Source organism: Chitinophaga skermanii, assembly GCF_003259335.1.
GTDB lineage: Bacteria > Bacteroidota > Bacteroidia > Chitinophagales > Chitinophagaceae > Chitinophaga > Chitinophaga skermanii.
The window spans coordinates 54,631-71,527 of sequence record NZ_QLLL01000011.1; the positions used below are offsets into that span (position 1 = coordinate 54,631).

Genomic DNA, 16,897 nt, shown 5'->3' on the forward strand with positions numbered 1-16,897 from the left:
TTATACACAGAAGTATGTTAATTATAGCCCTTTATCCACAATATTCTTAATACTTTATTATTTATATTTCGAATATTCGTTTATTCGTTAACGTTATTAACATTTTTTGTGTATAATAATTCGTAAAATCTACAATGAATAATAAAATTGATATATCATATAAATGATCATTTTAGTTCAAATAATTCATTGATATGCTAATAAAGTAACGCTAATAAAAAATCGTATCGTTGTCCCCGTTTTATCCACAAAACTTTGCGGAATGTTTTTTGTTATGTAAGGGATAAAATTTGTTCCCTCATGCGCCTTATACTTTGTTATTTCCTTATTCTTATACCACATCTTGCGCCAGCACAACAACTACAACCTGGTTTCGATCCAAAAGAATATCTTTCATTATTAGAAATCCCGGAAAGAACCGACAGTACAGGTAACTTCAAGGAAGCCAAAGGTTTCACGTTAAAGTATGTGTCTCCAGAAGTTGGCCTATACAACCGCTGGGCACTTTGGGAAAGAGCTGATGGTGTGGATATTATCCGCGTTCGCGGCACTATTCCTAGAAATGAAAGCTGGCTGGCGAACTTTTACGCGGGCATGATCCCTGCTCATGGTACCTTACAAATAAACGATAGCACCAAGTTTGAATATAAGCTAACGGCCGACCAAAATAAAGCTTTTGTACACACCGGTTGGACAATCTCGTTGGCACATCTAGCACCCACAATTGAACAACAAATATTAGCGGAGTATGCAAAAGGTAAACGGGAGTTTATTATTATGGGGCATAGCCAAGGTGGTGCAATAACATTCTTACTTCGATCATATTTATACTACAACCCGCGAATACCCAAAGATATTATATTTAAAACCTATAGCAGTGCAGCTCCTAAACCCGGCAACCTATTCTTCGCATACGATTACGACTTTATCACTCGCGGTGGATGGGGCTTGCGGGTAGTAAACAGCGAAGACTGGGTACCAGAAACGCCTTTCTCCCTTCAAACACTGAAGGATTTCAATCATATCTCTGCCTTTATGAATGTGAAGAAAATTCTTCACGAACAAGATTTTTTTGCCCGGTTAGCAGGCTCCTATGTTTATAATAAAATGGATCGTACAACGAAACGCTCCGAAAGAAGATTTAGGAAATACCTAGGCAACTATGTTTATAAAATGGTAAAGAAAACTTTGCCAGAATTGAAACAACCCAACTATGTAAGATCACACAATTACCAATTAGCAGGTACGCCTATTATACTATTAGCAGATAGCGCCTATCACGAGAAATTCAAGTTTGATGGCAAAAATGTGTTTATGCACCATATGTTTGAACCATACATTTATTTAGTGGAGAAGTACTATCTGCAAAATACCGTAAAGTAATAGCGAATAATCAATGAAGGCAATGCAATCCTTAGGTAATTAGTGTATTAACATTTCTAAATAATCGTTTGAAAGGATAGGGGATTACCTATCCTTTTTTCTGTTATTCCTAACTATTCTAAAATGCTATAAAACAATAATTATCGCTTTATAGAAATTGATATAACTATTTGATTATTAATAAAATGTGTTGTTTTGTATTCGATGATGTCCTAATTTCGCACAACGATGAAAAACTAGTTTTTACGAAAAAACCAACTTGAAAACCATGTCAGAAACTCAAGTAGAATCGATCTTATCAGAGATTAGATTTTTAGGAAACATCATGAATGAAAACTTTCATTCTATTGACCTTCAATTTACCAAAGTCGATGCCCGCTTCGACCTAGTAGATCAAAAGTTCGAGCAAGTCGACGCCCGCTTTGATTTAGTAGATCAAAAGTTCGAGCAAGTCGATGCTCGCTTCGATCTAGTAGATCAAAAGTTTGAAGAAGTCGATGCCCGCTTTGATTTAGTAGATCAAAAGTTTGAGCAGGTCGATGCCCGCTTTGATTTAGTAGATCAAAAGTTCGAGCAAGTTGATGCCCGCTTTGATTTAGTAGATCAAAAGTTTAAGCAAGTCGATGCTCGCTTCGATCTAGTAGATCAAAAGTTCGAACAAGTCGACGCTAGGCTCGATGGTATCGACAATCGCTTGGACAAAATGGATGTTCGTTTAGAGAAAGTTGAAGGAAGATTAGATGTGATCGAGGTAAGGTTAGATAACATCGATGTTCGACTAGATGGTATTGACGATCGCTTAGACAAAATGGATCTCCGCTTCGATGGTATCGACCAACGTCTAGATCAGATGGATCTCCGCTTCGATGGTATCGACCAACGTTTAGATCAAATGGATCTCCGCTTCGATGGTATCGACCAACGTTTAGATCAAATGGATCTTCGTTTCGATGGTATCGATCAACGTTTAGATCAAATGGATCTTCGCTTCGATGGTATCGATCAACGCCTGGATCAAATGGATCTTCGCTTCGAAGAAATGAGTTACCAAATGAACAAAGGTTTCGAAGCAATGGAACTAGGCTTCAGAGGTATAAACACCATTCTTCGCGATTTCCAAAAGAGGTTTGAAGTGCTAGAAACTAGACACAAGCGCCGTAGACGCAGATCCTACTAACTCCAACTATTCTAACCCTTTTTAATTGCTCTTATCACCCATTATCGAAAAAAAAAATGGCCGACTTTTGTCGACCATTTCCTGTTATCTTGAACTATTAAAAGTATCGCCTTGCTTTATATCGCCCGTTTCATACCCCTTCTTAAACCAATACATCCGTTGCTCCGATGTACCATGTGTAAATGCATCGGGCACCACATATCCCTGGGACTCCTTCTGTAAACGATCATCACCAATAGCATTGGCTGCATTCAACGCCGCCTCAATATCACCAGGCTCTAACACGTTCTTCATCTTCTGATCGTAATGCGCCCACAAGCCTGCAAAGAAATCGGCTTGTAGTTCCAACTTCACACTCAGCTTATTGTATTCCGCCTCGCTCAATTGAGAGCGCATGCGTTGTACTTGTTCATTTATGCCTAGTAGGTTTTGTACATGATGACCCACCTCGTGCGCCACTACGTAAGCCATAGCAAACTCGCCCGGTGCTTTAAAACGATCGCTTAATTCTTGGGCAAAAGAAAGATCGATATACACTTGTTTATCCGCCGGGCAATAAAACGGGCCGCTGGCCGCGCTTGCATTACCACAAGCCGATTGAACGTAATCCGAGAACAGCACCATCCGGGGTGCTTCATAGGTTTTATTCATCTCGGAAAAAACTTGCGACCATACATCTTCCGTATCCGCCAGCACCACTTTCACAAATTTCGCTTGCTGTTCTTCAGCAGCGCTAATCTCGCGCTTCGTACCAGGTTGCGTAGTTTGTTGCATATTTACGACCTGCGAAGGATCGCCTCCAAGGAAATATACGAGTAGTGCAATTACCAAGGTGCCAATACCGCCACCTACGGCCATCTGCCCACCGCTCATACCCCTGCGATCGTCAACATTGTCGCTTTCGCGACGGCCTTGCCATTTCATATCAAAATATTTTTGGGTTTACGCTGTAAATATAGTTTTAGTTTTTATGCGTTGAAACGGGATGACAGATATTTTTTGGTCGTCGCCTTTGTGCTCTTGAAAGGCTTTAGTTGCGTCGCACGTTTCAACGGTTTATTCGCTGGTAGGGCAGTGCCCAACAAAGTTTATATAGTTAAAACGGGGCGCCGCAAGCAATGTTCAATAGTAATATAAAAGATGGCAACCACCGTATAAAAAAATAGAGGCCGGGTAAAAACCCGGCCCGGTCGAAGGTTACAACAAAATCTAAACCTGCTTATTTAGAAGAATCTTTAACTGGGATGTTTATAGTAACATGCCCATTACTGAATTATCTTTTGTTTCAAGTTGTGAAGAACCCATCAAAAACTCGTCTACCTTTCTTGCACATTCGCGTCCTTCGCTGATGGCCCATACTACTAAAGATTGACCGCGGCGCATATCACCGGCTGCAAATACTTTAGGAATGGATGTTTGGTAACTTTTTTCGGTGGCTTTCACATTTCCCCTGTCGTCTAATTCCACACCCAAGTTATCGATCATGCCAATGTGCTGCGGGTGAACGAAGCCCATGGCTAATAGTGCCAACTCACAAGGAACGGTTCTTTCCGAACCGGGCACTTCTGTAAAGCGTGCCGGCTTCCCATCACTGCTCGAAACCCATTGCAGATCCACCATTACAATGCCCGTTAACTCACCCTTGTCGTTGCCCTTGAATTCCTTCGTGGCAATCGCCCATTGGCGGTCGGCACCCTCTTCATGCGATGTACTCGTTTTTAGTAACATCGGGTAAGTGGGCCATGGCATAAATTGCGTGCGCTCTGATGGAGGCTTCGGCAATAACTCGATTTGTGTGATACTTTTTGCACCATGCCTGTTGGAGGTACCCACACAGTCGGAACCCGTATCACCACCGCCGATCACTACTACATTCTTCCCTGTGGCAAATACATCTTCACCTAAAACAGGTAAATCGGAAACCCTTTTGTTTTGTTGTTTCAAGAAGTCCATCGCGAAATGAACACCCTTTAACTCGCGACCGGGAATCGGTAAGTCGCGCGGAATGGTACTACCACCAGCTAATACAACAGCGTTGTACTCGCGGAGTATATCATTCACACTAATATTCACACCAACGTTCGCATTGCATTGGAAAACGATACCTTCTTCTTCCATCAGCTTTATGCGGCGGTCGATAACCCATTTATCTAATTTGAAATCTGGAATACCATAACGTAATAATCCTCCAGGTGCATCGTCTCTCTCAAATACGGTTACAAGATGACCTGCATAATTTAATTGAGCGGCTGCAGCAAGCCCAGCAGGTCCGGAGCCAATAACGGCTACCTTTTTGCCAGTTCTCACACGTGGAGTTTTCGCTTGTACCAATCCTTTATCGAAAGCAATTTCTATGATATGTTTTTCAATTTCTTCTATGGCTACCGGTGGTTGATTAATACCGAGAACACATGCGCTTTCGCAGGGAGCTGGACAGATTCTTCCTGTAAATTCGGGAAAATTATTGGTAGATGAAAGTATTTCGTAAGCTTCTTTCCAATCTTTTCTATAAACGGCGTCGTTGAACTCTGGAATAACGTTGCCCAGTGGGCATCCGCTATGACAAAATGGTACACCACAATTCATGCAACGCGCAGCTTGTTCGTTCAATACTGGTTCTTGAAAACGTTGTACGAACTCTTTATAATGTGAGGTCCTATCGCTAGGAGCTTCTTTGCCCGGTAAGGTGCGGGTAAACTCTAAGAATCCTGTTGGTTTGCCCATGTTAAGCTTTTTAATTAGTTTGAATAATCCGTTTCTCCAAAAGCACTAAGCATTCGCTTTTTCTTGCACTTTCGCTTTGTTTAACACGGCTTTGTATTCTTTCGGGAATACTTTGATGAAATGCTTCAACTGGCCTTCCCAATCTTTCAATAAATACTTCGCAACACTACTGTTCGTATACGCATGATGCTTCGTTACCAAATCATGCAATGTAGATACGTCTTCCGCTGTTAAAGGATCAAGGTCGATCATTTCTTTATTGCAACGATCGGCAAACGTGCCTTTCAAATCGTACACGTAGGCTATACCTCCACTCATGCCTGCACCAAAGTTGTGACCGGTTTCACCCAAAATCACCGCTTTACCTCCTGTCATATACTCACATGCGTGGTCGCCAGCGCCTTCTACTACAACCGTAGCGCCCGAGTTACGCACGCAGAAACGTTGACCGGCTCTACCGCGAATAAATGCTTCGCCGCTTGTAGCACCGTACAATGAAACGTTACCCACAATCACGTTCTCTTCCGCTTTAAACGTTGCTTCTGCACGTGGATACACGATCAATTGTGCACCCGATAAGCCTTTACCGAAATAATCGTTCGCTTCACCTTCTAATTCTAGTGTTACGCCCTTTGTATTGAAAGCACCGAAACTCTGACCGGCAGATCCCAAAAACTTATAGTGGATCGTATCTTCCGGCAAACCTTCGCCTTTATAGATCTTAGATATCTCGTTCGAAAGAATAGTACCAATTGTACGGTCTGTATTCTTCACATTAAACTGCTGGTAAACGCGCGTTTTCTTTTCCAATGCAGGCTTCGCTGCTTTCAGCAACTGCCAATCGATTACTTCAGAAATACCATGGTCTTGCTCTTCTTGTTTGTACAACGCAGTTTCTGCTGAAGCCGGCTCTTTATACAATACAGGAGAAAGATCGAGATGCTTGTATTTCCAATGATCAACGCCTTCTCTTAATTTCAATACTTCTACTTGGCCCACCATTTCGTTGATGGTTCTGAAACCCAATTCCGCCATAATCTCACGCAACTCCTGCACCATGAAGGTGAAGAAATTCACCACGTGCTGCGGGTCGCCCGTGAAACGCTTACGCAATTCTGGGTCTTGGGTGGCTACGCCAACAGGACAAGTATTCACATGGCACTTACGCATCATGATACATCCTTCTACTACCAATGCTGCTGTGGCTACGCCCCATTCTTCAGCACCCAGTAAGGTAGCGATGGCGATATCACGACCGGTTTTCAACTGTCCATCTGTTTGTACAGTTACGCGGCCACGGAGTTTATTTTTAACGAGTGTTTGATGTGTTTCCGCTAAACCTAGTTCCCATGGTAAGCCTGCATGCTTAATGGAAGAAATAGGAGAGGCGCCTGTACCACCATCGTAACCGGCGATTAATACTACGTCGGCATGTGCTTTTGCTACACCAGCTGCAATAGTACCCACGCCTGCTTTAGATACCAGTTTCACACTGATACGTGCTGCACGGTTTGCATTCTTCAAATCGAAAATTAGCTGTGCTAAGTCTTCGATAGAATAAATGTCGTGGTGTGGAGGAGGTGAAATCAAACCAACGCCCGGGGTAGAGTGGCGCACTTTCGCAATCCAATCATCTACTTTATGACCTGGTAACTGGCCACCTTCGCCTGGTTTAGCACCTTGTGCCATTTTAATTTGTAGCTCGTCGGCGTTTGTTAAGTAGTAACTAGTTACACCAAAACGGGCAGAGGCTACTTGTTTAATGGCAGAGCGCATAGAGTCGCCGTTAGGCAACAATTGGTAACGCATTTCATCTTCACCACCTTCACCTGTATTGCTTTTAGCACCAATACGGTTCATTGCAATAGCCAAGGTAGAATGTGCTTCGTGGGAGATAGAACCGAAGCTCATGGCACCCGTAGCGAAACGTTTGAAGATGCTTTCTGCAGGTTCAACTTCATCGATAGAAATCGACTCACGGTTACGTTTGAAAGTGAACAAGCTGCGGAGCGTACAAGCTTTTTCAGCTTGATCGTTTACTGCTTTTGAATATTTTTTGAACGCGCTATAATCGTTCAAGCGCGTAGCATATTGTAAGAAGTGAATGGTTTGTGGGTTGAAAAGGTGTACTTCGCCTTTTCTTTTCCATTGGTAAATACCGCCCGCAGTTAAACGCTGTACCGGGGTTTCTTTTCTACCGTAACCCATCCAGTGTTTAGCCAAGGTTTCTTTCGCAATTTCATCAAGGCCCATACCTTGTATGCGCGAAACAGCACCGGTGAAGTATTTATCTACTGTTGCTTTATTAATACCCAGTATCTCGAATATCTGCGCACCTTGGTAAGATTGCAATGTGCTGATACCCATTTTAGAGAACACTTTCAACAAACCATCACATACCGCCTTGATGTAGTTCTTTTTCAATTTATCTACATCTAAGTCTGTTTGCAATTTGCCACTTAAGCGTTGGTTACGGATCGTAGATAATGCTAAGTAAGGGTTGATGGCTGTTGCACCGAAGCCCAACAAACATGCGAAATGATGAACTTCCCATACGTCGCCCGCTTCTACAATTAAACCTACTTGACCACGGTATCCTTTGCGAATTAAGTGGTGATGCACGGCCGATACAGCTAATAACGATGGAATAGCCGCGTGCTCGCTGTCGATAGCACGATCTGATAATACAATTACTTCGAAACCATCTTCCACCGCGTCTACGGCGTACCTACATAATCTCGCCAAGCCTTTTTCCATAGAACCCGGCTTGCCGTCGGCTTTGAAGTAAGTATGTAATGTTTTTGCTTGGAAGATGCCCGTATCAATACTGCGAATCTTTTCCAATTCGTAGTTATTCAAAATCGGGTGGCGTAATGCCAGGCTATGACAATGTAATGGATCCTCGTCTAACAAGTTACCATTGTTACCTACGAAAGTAGCCAAGCTCATAATAAGACGCTCGCGGATCGGGTCGATCGGCGGGTTGGTTACTTGGGCAAATAATTGCTTGAAATAGCTGCTTAGGTGTTGCGGTTCATCGCTGAGGATGGCCAAGGGCACATCTGTACCCATCGAACCTACGGGTTCTTTACCATCAATGGCCATGGGGGCAATTATGGTTTCGAGATCTTCTGTAGAATAACCGAACGCCCGTTGGTATTTGAAAATTTGTTCTTGTTCGAGATGAGTGAACGTAACGCGCGGCTCAGGCAATTCTTCGAGACGGATTTTATACTTGTTCAACCATTCGCCGTAAGGCTGTTGAGAACAAATCTTGTCTTTCAACTCTTCGTCGTCGATAATTTTTCCTTGCTCCATATCCACTACGAACATTTTACCAGGTTGCAAGCAGCCTGTTTGTTTAATCTTCGCAGGGTCGAGTTGTAATACACCGGCTTCAGAACCCATTACAACATAATCGTCGGTTGTAATAGCGAAGCGGCTAGGGCGTAAACCATTTCTATCTAACGTAGCACCAATTATTTTACCATCGGTGAACGAGATAGAAGCAGGACCATCCCATGGCTCCATAATCGAAGCGTGGTACTCGTAGAAAGCACGCTTGGTAGCGTTCATGTCGTCGTTACCATCCCATGCTTCCGGGATGAGCATCATCATTACATGTGGCAATGATCTGCCGGTAAGCGTGAGCAGTTCTACAACGTTATCAAGACAGGCAGAATCCGACTGGCCTTCTTCCACGATAGGCGATAACATTTCCATTTCTTGCGGGGTGAAGTATTTGGAAACGAAAGATTTTTCGCCGGCACGTAGCCAGTTAAGGTTGCCCTTTAAAGTATTGATTTCACCATTATGCGCAATATAGCGGTAAGGGTGTGCTAAACGCCATGATGGGAAGGTGTTGGTTGCGAAACGGCTGTGGATAAGACCGAATGCAGATACCAAGCGCTCGTCGCTTAAATCTTGGTAGTAATGACGAACTTGGTACGTTGTTAATTGCCCTTTGTAAACGATTGTTTTTGCAGAGAGCGAAGCGATATAAAAATCCGCCTTGTCTTTTGGAACACTATTGCGGGTCGTTTTCGTGATGTAATTACGAAGAACGAAAAGTTTACGTTCGAAACTTTCGATATCGGCAATATGGTATGGACAGGCGAAGAATACTTGTTCAATTTCGGGTTCAACGGAAAGGGCGGATTCGCCGATACCGTCGGGACGTACGGGTACTTTGCGGTAGCCAAGGATGTCGATGCCGAGTTCTGCTGCGCAGCGCTCGATGATTTCGCGGCATTCTTCACGCCAGCGCGGTTCTTTCGGGAAGAAAATCATACCTACGCCGTATTTGCCTGATTCTGGAAGTGTAATACCCAGTTGCAAGCACTCCGCGTAGAAAAATTCGTGTGGCATTTGGAACATAATACCGGCGCCATCACCAGTAGTACGTTCGCAACCACAGGCCCCACGATGTTCCATGTTTTCCAACATGGTTAAAGCATCCTTAATTACCTGGTGTGACTTACGACCTTTAATGTGGGCGGCAAAGCCGATACCACATGCATCGTGTTCAAATTCCGGGCGGTACAATCCTTGCATTTGGCTCTCATCACGCATGGGCAAAAATTTAAATTCTGGTTATAATTGGACATACTTTTCTCTTGCGGGGTGTAGCCATAGTACACCCTGCGATAAAACCTTACCGTAATTGTTCTGGGAAACGGTTTAAAGATACTAAAGAAACCCAAGAAAATTTATATAAAAGTTGGTTTAAGCGTCAAAATTTAGAAATTATAAAATTGACACAGCCTTTCATTTGAAATATACAAATTTGGAAATGAAATGTGGCTTCACCAGGGGTATTTTCAAGATTTATTGAAAATTTTTCAAGGAACTAGGTTGAATACTTAGATAATTTTCAAAATAGAGGGTTGTTTTGACACTAATCTAATTTATAGCATTGATAATTAATAAGTTATTGTTGTAATACTTGCAGTGAAATTTGTAGAAGCCCGAAAATAGGGGATTTGAAGCCTTTTTATAATATCTCCTAATGTTTGTTTAATGTTCTTTCAATGTTCTTTCCCAGTGTTTACAATATGAAGGATATATATCCCATATATTTTCCATTGTCCAGGGATATATTTATCAATATTCCATAAGCCTAGAATAAATCGGAAATCAACCCATAACGGGCTAATTGCGACAAAACATAAGAAAAAACTGAAAAAGGTGCTCCTTGGAACCGGCCACTGGTAAGGCTGATGTCGGTAAAATGTCGACAAAAGGCTTACTGAACCCTTACAAATACTGGGGATGTGTCGGTGAAATGTCGGTGGAGAGTCGGTGAGTAGTCGGAGAACACTCGGTGAGATGTCGGTGGAGAGTCGGTCACCTCTTGGAAATGGCTGGAAAAGATCCCAGGGATATTATGGAAACCAATTAGTTACAGAAATATGCGGCTAATTTCAATGGGAAATGTGACCGGAATACAAAAAAGGCCGTCTTATATACAAGACGGCCTTTTTAATTTATTCGAATTTGAAATAGAACTTATTTCCTGTTGTGCTTATCCGCATCGGCTCGCTTGGTACGCTTTCATTTTGAAGTCGATCCAAGGCCGTTACATAGTAAATGTAATGTTGACCGCGGGTGAAGGTATTATCTATAAATACTGGATCGGGCATTTGCTGCACGAGCGCCAGGATTTTTGTTGGGTCGTTGAGATTTATGGGCTCACTTTGAGTGAAGCGGTAGAGAACGTACTGTTTGGTACGGCCACTCGTATCGTCATCGGCCCAGCGGATTTCAATGCCATTTGGTTTTTCAAATGCATCGGTGAAATACGGGGCGAACGGGGCTTCGGCTTTAATCCATGGCATGGTTGGAATAAGGGCCGGGTATTTGAACAGGTGATTCGCTAAAGAATCTTTTATGCCCAACGGGTTGTTGGCAAAAGATTTATAGCTGAAGAACATGCTGCCTTTTACGTTCGGGTAGGTGCGGTTCATTAATATTTGTCGCGGTATCTCGTAAGGGTTACGCCAAGCAGCATTGCTGCCGATTTGGTAAACACCATGACCAATATATACGTGCTTGCCGTATGCATGGTCATTCCACCAACGAACAAGTACTTCGTAACCAACAAGCCTGTGACCGTATTCCCAGTAGAGCTGGGGTGTAACGTAATCGATCCAGCCGTTTTTAAGCCATTTAAGTACGTCGGCATACAAGTCGTCGTAATTCGTCATACCGCCACGGGTAGGCGAACCTTCCATGTCGCGGTCGTTGTTGCGCCATACACCAAAAGGCGAAATGCCAAACTTAACGTAAGGTTTTTCGGCTTTAATGGCTTTATCGAGGAGTTGGATAATGTCGTCTACATTTTTACGTCGCCAATCATCGCGTTGCATGCCTTTACCGTATTTGGCATAAGAAAAGTTGTCTGGGAATTCCTTATTGGCAATACGGTAGGGATAGAAGTAATCGTCGAAATGTACGGCATCGATATCATAGCGACGAACAACGTCGCGGATAACGTTTACCACGAAATCTCGTCCTTCCGGGATGCCGGGGTCGAAGTATTTTCTATCACCGTAAGTAACGAACCAGCTAGGATTTAACCTAGAAACGTGGTTGTTAGCCACTTTGCTGCGACTAACATTGAATACGGCGCGGTACGGGTTGAACCAAGCGTGGAATTCCATGCCGCGTTTATGTGTTTCCTCGATCATGAAGGCGAGGGGATCGTAATACGGGTTGGGGGCTTGACCTTGAGTGCCGGTTAGGTATTCTGACCAGGGTTCGTAAGGTGAAGCGTAGAAAGCATCGGAAACGGGGCGCACCTGGAACACGATGGCATTCATGCCCATTTTTTGCGCTTCGTTGAGAATATTGATGAATTCTTGTTTTTGTTGCTCCGTTGAGATGCCGCGGCGCGATGGCCAGTCGATATTTTCCACGGTAGCAATCCAAATTGCGCGGAGTTCCCTTTTGGGAGGCAATTGTGCGGCGCATTCTTTAACAGCCAATAACAGCAGTAACCATCCTATGAAGAAATGCTTAACCATTTACTAAAAATCTTTAATCGCTTGGAAAATGCCCATGCTTCTAAACGTGCCGGGTTGTATGGCCACGGCGTTTATTCACATAAAATATTCTTTCTTAATATCAATTAGGTGGGTATGAAATAGGATCGTATACCACGCCCTATGCGTAGTGTATTCGTACAAATTACATGCTTTCCTACAACAAATCAAACAAAAACCATTGTTTCTACAACATGTATGCCTGTAGTCGTGATCGGGCATACGCGTTGTAAAAAATGGGAAGAAATTAACGGCTTGGCTTATACTTTCCTACCAAGGTATTGCGAATAATCGGGAAGGATTACTTCGTATTCCTGGTGCATTAATGGAGAAGTAAGCAAGAAATCGGCCGAAGCACGGTTACAAGCTACCGGGATATTCCAAACTACGCCCAAACGTAACAAAGCTTTAATATCCGGGTCGTGCGGTAATGCTTCCATTGGGTCCCAAAAGAAAATGATTACATCCAGCTTGCCTTCTGCTACCATGGCACCAATTTGTTGGTCGCCACCCAGTGGGCCGCTCAGCAACCTTCTTACAGGAACATCTAGCTTTTCTTCGATTAATTTGCCGGTAGTGCCAGTGCCGTATAATTCGTGGCGACTTAAAACGGTTTTGTTATAAAGCGCCCAGTCTAACATTTCGGCTTTTTTGTGGTCGTGCGCGACAAGCGCGATACGTTTGCGGGTGTGCAGGGTTTTTGTTTGTTGCATATTGCAAAAATAGTAATCGTGATTAGTATTAAAAATCCAAGGATTCGAATGTTTCAATGCAACATATAAAAATTAACTATAGGATAATTGTAAAATTCAATGCTACAACCAGGTTATATTACCTGCATTCTGGTCAATTATTGTTAAATTTGCAGAAGAAAATTATTAAAAATGATAAAAACTGGCAATCCCATCATAAGTATTTATACGGAAATGACGCCTAACCCGGAAACGATGAAGTTTGTGGCGAACAAGTTGTTGTACCCGCAAAAATCTATCGATTTCCCAACGGCAGCCAGCGCAGCACCATCTCCATTGGCTTCCGAGTTGTTTACATTTCCATTTATCAGGGGTGTATTCATCTGTAGCAACTTCGTAACGCTCTCCAAAACTCCAGATACAGAGTGGAACGACGTAATTCCTACAATCAAAGCATTCTTGAAAGAATACTTAGAAGATAACCGTCCCGTATTAAACGAATCAGAAATAGAAGAGAAAAAAGTTGAATTGAGCACCGACGAAAGCGAGATCGTTCAACGTATTAAAGAATTATTGGAGAACTATGTAGCGCCGGCAGTTGAAATGGATGGCGGTGCAATCCAATTTAAAGACTACCACGAAGGTGTTGTAAAATTAGTTTTACAAGGCTCTTGCTCTGGTTGCCCATCATCTATGATTACCTTGAAAGCAGGTATCGAAGGTATGATGAAACGCATGATCCCAGAAGTAAAAGAAGTAGTAGCAGAAGCAGAATAATTAGTTTTCACTTACTTAATTATAGCACGGCGCCTTCCTTTTGGATGGCGCCTTTTCTTTGCCTATACTTTTTTCACTTTCTCTCTGCCTATTTTCACTTCCCCCTCCAAATTCAACCCATTCAACACATTCAACCCAATACAGCGCCTTTTCTTTCTTAGTTTTACACATCATAATTTAACCGGTGAACAATATGAAATTGAGAAGAATTCTACTCATCGCGTGCCTATTATGTACTCTCACGTACGCGGCAGATGCGCAAAGAAGGAATACTAGGTCAAGAACAGCTTTTGCGAAAGAAGCTACCCAACTAACAGTAAAGTACATCACGAAAAGCAATGGCAAGCAAGTGCCAGGCGAACCTTTACAGCTAATCATCCATCATCAACAGGCATTCATTCTACCGCCTAATAATACGCCGCAAAAAGAACAACAATATCTCGACTATAACAAAAAGGTGAGTTACCAAGTGCTCACCCGTGCTAATGGACAAACCTTCACGCTCGAAAAGCCATTCGATAGCTACGTGAAAGGGGAGTTACTAAAAGATACAGCACATATCCTAGGCTTTGTGTGTAAAAAGGCGAAGTTCATGATTCGTTCCAATACCATCGAAGTGTGGTATACCACTGAAACCGTAGCAAAAGGTACCCCGAACATTACTGTAGGTGCCGATCTTGGACTGGTACTAAAAATTGTACGTAATGGGAACTACGAAACCATTGCTACCGGGTTCGAAAAAATGCAACAAGACCAAATCAACTGGCCAAAACAATTCGGCCAAATGGTCGATGAACCTGCGTATATGCAACAAGTGATTGAAAGCCGCTATAACACGATTAATATCTTCAAAGAAGATCAAATCAGCTGGGGGAACGAAACACCTAACCCGCAAGGCGACCAATTGAATGTTACCTACCATTTTGCAGGCGGTACGGTGATTGCGAAGAAAGTACATCTACCCACTTTGCAGCCCGGGTCGAACTTGTTTGCTACGCTTACACAATATTCCAATGGCGATGCGTATGATAGAACCGGTTCGTTGTTCATGATTCCTGTAGATAAAAACACGAGCTTCTTAGATGCTTTGAAAAATGGGATTAAGCAAGTACCGGCTATTACAGGTACAAATGGTAAAACTTACCAAGGTATGGTGGCTACCGACAATTACACGCCTGTATTAGAGTTGATGCGCTTTTTCACACCGTTCGGCGTAAAGCACTTCAACAACCAAGTTAAAATCAAAGGTTACAACTGGGCCGATTCTGCTGTATACAAACAAGATATTACCCCACTAGCATCCAGCCTTTCCGGCGATGTGTGGTTGGCGGTGTATATCGGTAACTACGATAAAGGCGGTCATAAAGTAAGCCTAGACTTTAACTATTACCCAGGTTTTGAAGAAGAGAAAACTACCCGCAAACCTTGGATCATGCCTATTTTCAATACTACAAACGTAATGGAAATGGCAGGACAAGAATATTGCACCCTGTTCGATAAAGATTCGTTGACCGTAACGGTAAACGTGCCTGCGGGCTTGAAGAACGTGCAATTGCGTTATACAGCCACCGGCCATGGCGGCTGGGGCGGCGGCGATGAATTCAACCCGAAGCAACATGAAATTTTCCTCGACGGCAAACGTGTGTATAACTTTGTGCCTTGGAGAGAAGATTGCGGAACTTACCGGATGTTGAACCCAGCCAGCGGTAACTTTGGCAATGGCTTGTCGAGCAGCGATTTAAGTCGTTCTAACTGGTGCCCGGGTACGCTTACGCAGCCTGTGAACATTTATTTGTATGATTTACAACCAGGAGTACATACTTTTAAAGTCGCGATTCCACAAGGAAAGCCGGAAGGTGGCAGCTTTAGTTTCTGGAACGTAAGCGGTGTGCTGATCGGCGAAAAGGAATCTTAAATAGGAAGTATGCAAGCGTTTTTTCAAGAATTAATCAACAATATCCAACACTTTACATGGTTAGAAGCCGTGGCCGTGGTATTCGGCATCATCAGCGTATTGTGTTCGAAGCAAAATAGTGTGTGGGTGTATCCAACGGGCTTGGTAAGTACGGGGATATTCGCTTATATGCTCGCCCTCGATAGTTTTAAACTGTACGGTGAAGCGGTGCTAAATGTGTATTACTTCGTGATGAGTGTATACGGTTGGTATTATTGGTCGAAGAAAGATGCCACCCAGCACCATGTAGCCATTAGCTATACGAATAAACGTGAATTATCGACAGCTATTGGGATTTCGGTGATTGGCTGGGGGGTGTTTTATTATTTATTGAAGAACTATTCTCAATCCGACGTGCCTATATTCGACGGCTTTGTGTCGGCCACTGCTTGCGCAGGTATGTGGTTATTGGCGAAGCGGAAGATTGAAAATTGGATATTTTTGAACATTTCGAATTTCGTAGCCGTTCCCTTGTTATTCCACAAGCACTTAGTGCTTACGGCCTTGTTAACAATCTTCTTGTTTATCATAGCTGTAACGGGATATTTCAAATGGGTGAAGTTGTATAAAACCCAACAATCGGCATCTTAAAATAGTAAGCTTGAAGAAAATAGTAGTAATTGGCGGCGAATCGACTGGTAAAAGCACGCTTAGCGCGCAATTAGCCGAACATTACGGCACTGTTTGGGTGCCGGAGTTTGCCCGTGGATATATTGATGCACTAAACCGGCTGTACGAACAACACGATTTGTATACCATTGCCAAGGGACAACTTGCCAGCGAAGACGAACTCGCCCAGCAAGCAAACAACTGGCTGGTTTGTGATACGGATTTACATGTGATTAAAGTGTGGAGTGAAGCCAAGTACGGTGAATGCGACGCCAAGATTTTGGAGTTAATCGCTAACCGTCAATACGATGGCTACCTCTTAACCTACATCGATATCCCCTGGTCGTTCGATCCCCAGCGCGAGCATCCCGAACCAGAGGCGCGTGCATACTTCTACAATATTTACCGCGACATTGTGATTAACAGCGGACTGCCATGGGCAGATATCCGCGGCGATTACGACGAGCGATTGAGAACAGCCATTAACTTTATGGATTCATTGAAATAGAATATTAGAAGAGCGGGTGAAAGCCCGCTC

The 16,897-nt window shown here is 43.2% G+C and carries 11 protein-coding genes; 6 read left to right on the forward strand and 5 right to left on the reverse strand.

All coding sequences use genetic code 11. From position 1 onward, the window contains the following. Positions 1–300: 300 nt before the first annotated feature. Both LX64_RS23015 and LX64_RS23020 read left to right on the forward strand, forming a co-directional pair. A complete protein-coding gene (locus LX64_RS23015; protein WP_111600053.1) occupies positions 301–1,383 on the forward strand; it encodes a lipase family protein in 1,083 nt (360 codons plus the stop codon). Positions 1,384–1,651: 268 nt separating this feature from the next. Continuing rightward, a complete protein-coding gene (locus LX64_RS23020) occupies positions 1,652–2,560 on the forward strand; it encodes a tropomyosin (RefSeq protein WP_111600054.1) in 909 nt (302 codons plus the stop codon). An 84-nt stretch (positions 2,561–2,644) separates the two neighbouring features. Here the strand turns inward: LX64_RS23020 and ypfJ are convergent, their stop codons facing one another. The 5 genes from ypfJ to LX64_RS23045 all read right to left on the reverse strand — a co-directional run bounded on the left by ypfJ (position 2,645) and on the right by LX64_RS23045 (position 13,040). Then, positions 2,645–3,484 carry a KPN_02809 family neutral zinc metallopeptidase gene (gene ypfJ / locus LX64_RS23025; RefSeq protein WP_111600055.1) on the reverse strand — a complete coding sequence of 280 codons (840 nt, stop codon included), beginning with the start codon at positions 3,482–3,484 and terminating at the stop codon, positions 2,645–2,647. A gap of 324 nt (positions 3,485–3,808) precedes the next feature. Continuing rightward, positions 3,809–5,284: a glutamate synthase subunit beta gene (locus tag LX64_RS23030; protein ID WP_111600056.1), complete on the reverse strand. Its 1,476-nt coding sequence runs from the start codon at positions 5,282–5,284 to the stop codon at positions 3,809–3,811. Between the two features lie 45 nt (positions 5,285–5,329). Beyond that, complete coding sequence (gene gltB, locus LX64_RS23035) at positions 5,330–9,856, reverse strand: glutamate synthase large subunit (protein ID WP_111600057.1); 4,527 nt, start codon at positions 9,854–9,856, stop codon at positions 5,330–5,332. Between the two features lie 914 nt (positions 9,857–10,770). Continuing rightward, positions 10,771–12,309: a glycoside hydrolase family 10 protein gene (locus LX64_RS23040; RefSeq protein ID WP_111600058.1), complete on the reverse strand. Its 1,539-nt coding sequence runs from the start codon at positions 12,307–12,309 to the stop codon at positions 10,771–10,773. A 278-nt stretch (positions 12,310–12,587) separates the two neighbouring features. Then, positions 12,588–13,040 (reverse strand): methylglyoxal synthase, encoded by a 453-nt coding sequence (locus LX64_RS23045; RefSeq protein WP_111600059.1) that lies wholly within the window; start codon positions 13,038–13,040, stop codon positions 12,588–12,590. A gap of 171 nt (positions 13,041–13,211) precedes the next feature. Here LX64_RS23045 and LX64_RS23050 point away from each other — a divergent pair, with 171 nt between their 5' ends. The 4 genes from LX64_RS23050 to LX64_RS23065 all read left to right on the forward strand — a co-directional run bounded on the left by LX64_RS23050 (position 13,212) and on the right by LX64_RS23065 (position 16,867). Continuing rightward, positions 13,212–13,796 carry a NifU family protein gene (locus LX64_RS23050; RefSeq protein ID WP_111600060.1) on the forward strand — a complete coding sequence of 195 codons (585 nt, stop codon included), beginning with the start codon at positions 13,212–13,214 and terminating at the stop codon, positions 13,794–13,796. Positions 13,797–13,989: 193 nt separating this feature from the next. After that, positions 13,990–15,711: a PNGase F N-terminal domain-containing protein gene (locus LX64_RS23055; protein WP_111600061.1), complete on the forward strand. Its 1,722-nt coding sequence runs from the start codon at positions 13,990–13,992 to the stop codon at positions 15,709–15,711. A gap of 9 nt (positions 15,712–15,720) precedes the next feature. Next, a complete protein-coding gene (pnuC, locus tag LX64_RS23060) occupies positions 15,721–16,341 on the forward strand; it encodes a nicotinamide riboside transporter PnuC (RefSeq protein WP_111600062.1) in 621 nt (206 codons plus the stop codon). Between the two features lie 10 nt (positions 16,342–16,351). After that, positions 16,352–16,867 (forward strand): AAA family ATPase, encoded by a 516-nt coding sequence (locus LX64_RS23065; protein ID WP_111600063.1) that lies wholly within the window; start codon positions 16,352–16,354, stop codon positions 16,865–16,867. Positions 16,868–16,897 lie beyond the last annotated feature (30 nt).

Excerpts from the sequence above, each read along its gene's own strand:
- LX64_RS23015 (WP_111600053.1), top strand. The coding sequence starts at position 301 with ATGCGCCTTATACTTTGTTATTTCCTTATTCTTATACCACATCTTGCG.
- gltB (WP_111600057.1), bottom strand. The coding sequence starts at position 9,856 with ATGCGTGATGAGAGCCAAATGCAAGGATTGTACCGCCCGGAATTTGAA.
- LX64_RS23020 (WP_111600054.1), top strand. The coding sequence starts at position 1,652 with ATGTCAGAAACTCAAGTAGAATCGATCTTATCAGAGATTAGATTTTTA.
- LX64_RS23040 (WP_111600058.1), bottom strand. The coding sequence starts at position 12,309 with ATGGTTAAGCATTTCTTCATAGGATGGTTACTGCTGTTATTGGCTGTT.
- LX64_RS23030 (WP_111600056.1), bottom strand. The coding sequence starts at position 5,284 with ATGGGCAAACCAACAGGATTCTTAGAGTTTACCCGCACCTTACCGGGC.
- pnuC (WP_111600062.1), top strand. The coding sequence starts at position 15,721 with ATGCAAGCGTTTTTTCAAGAATTAATCAACAATATCCAACACTTTACA.
- LX64_RS23050 (WP_111600060.1), top strand. The coding sequence starts at position 13,212 with ATGATAAAAACTGGCAATCCCATCATAAGTATTTATACGGAAATGACG.
- ypfJ (WP_111600055.1), bottom strand. The coding sequence starts at position 3,484 with ATGAAATGGCAAGGCCGTCGCGAAAGCGACAATGTTGACGATCGCAGG.
- LX64_RS23045 (WP_111600059.1), bottom strand. The coding sequence starts at position 13,040 with ATGCAACAAACAAAAACCCTGCACACCCGCAAACGTATCGCGCTTGTC.
- LX64_RS23055 (WP_111600061.1), top strand. The coding sequence starts at position 13,990 with ATGAAATTGAGAAGAATTCTACTCATCGCGTGCCTATTATGTACTCTC.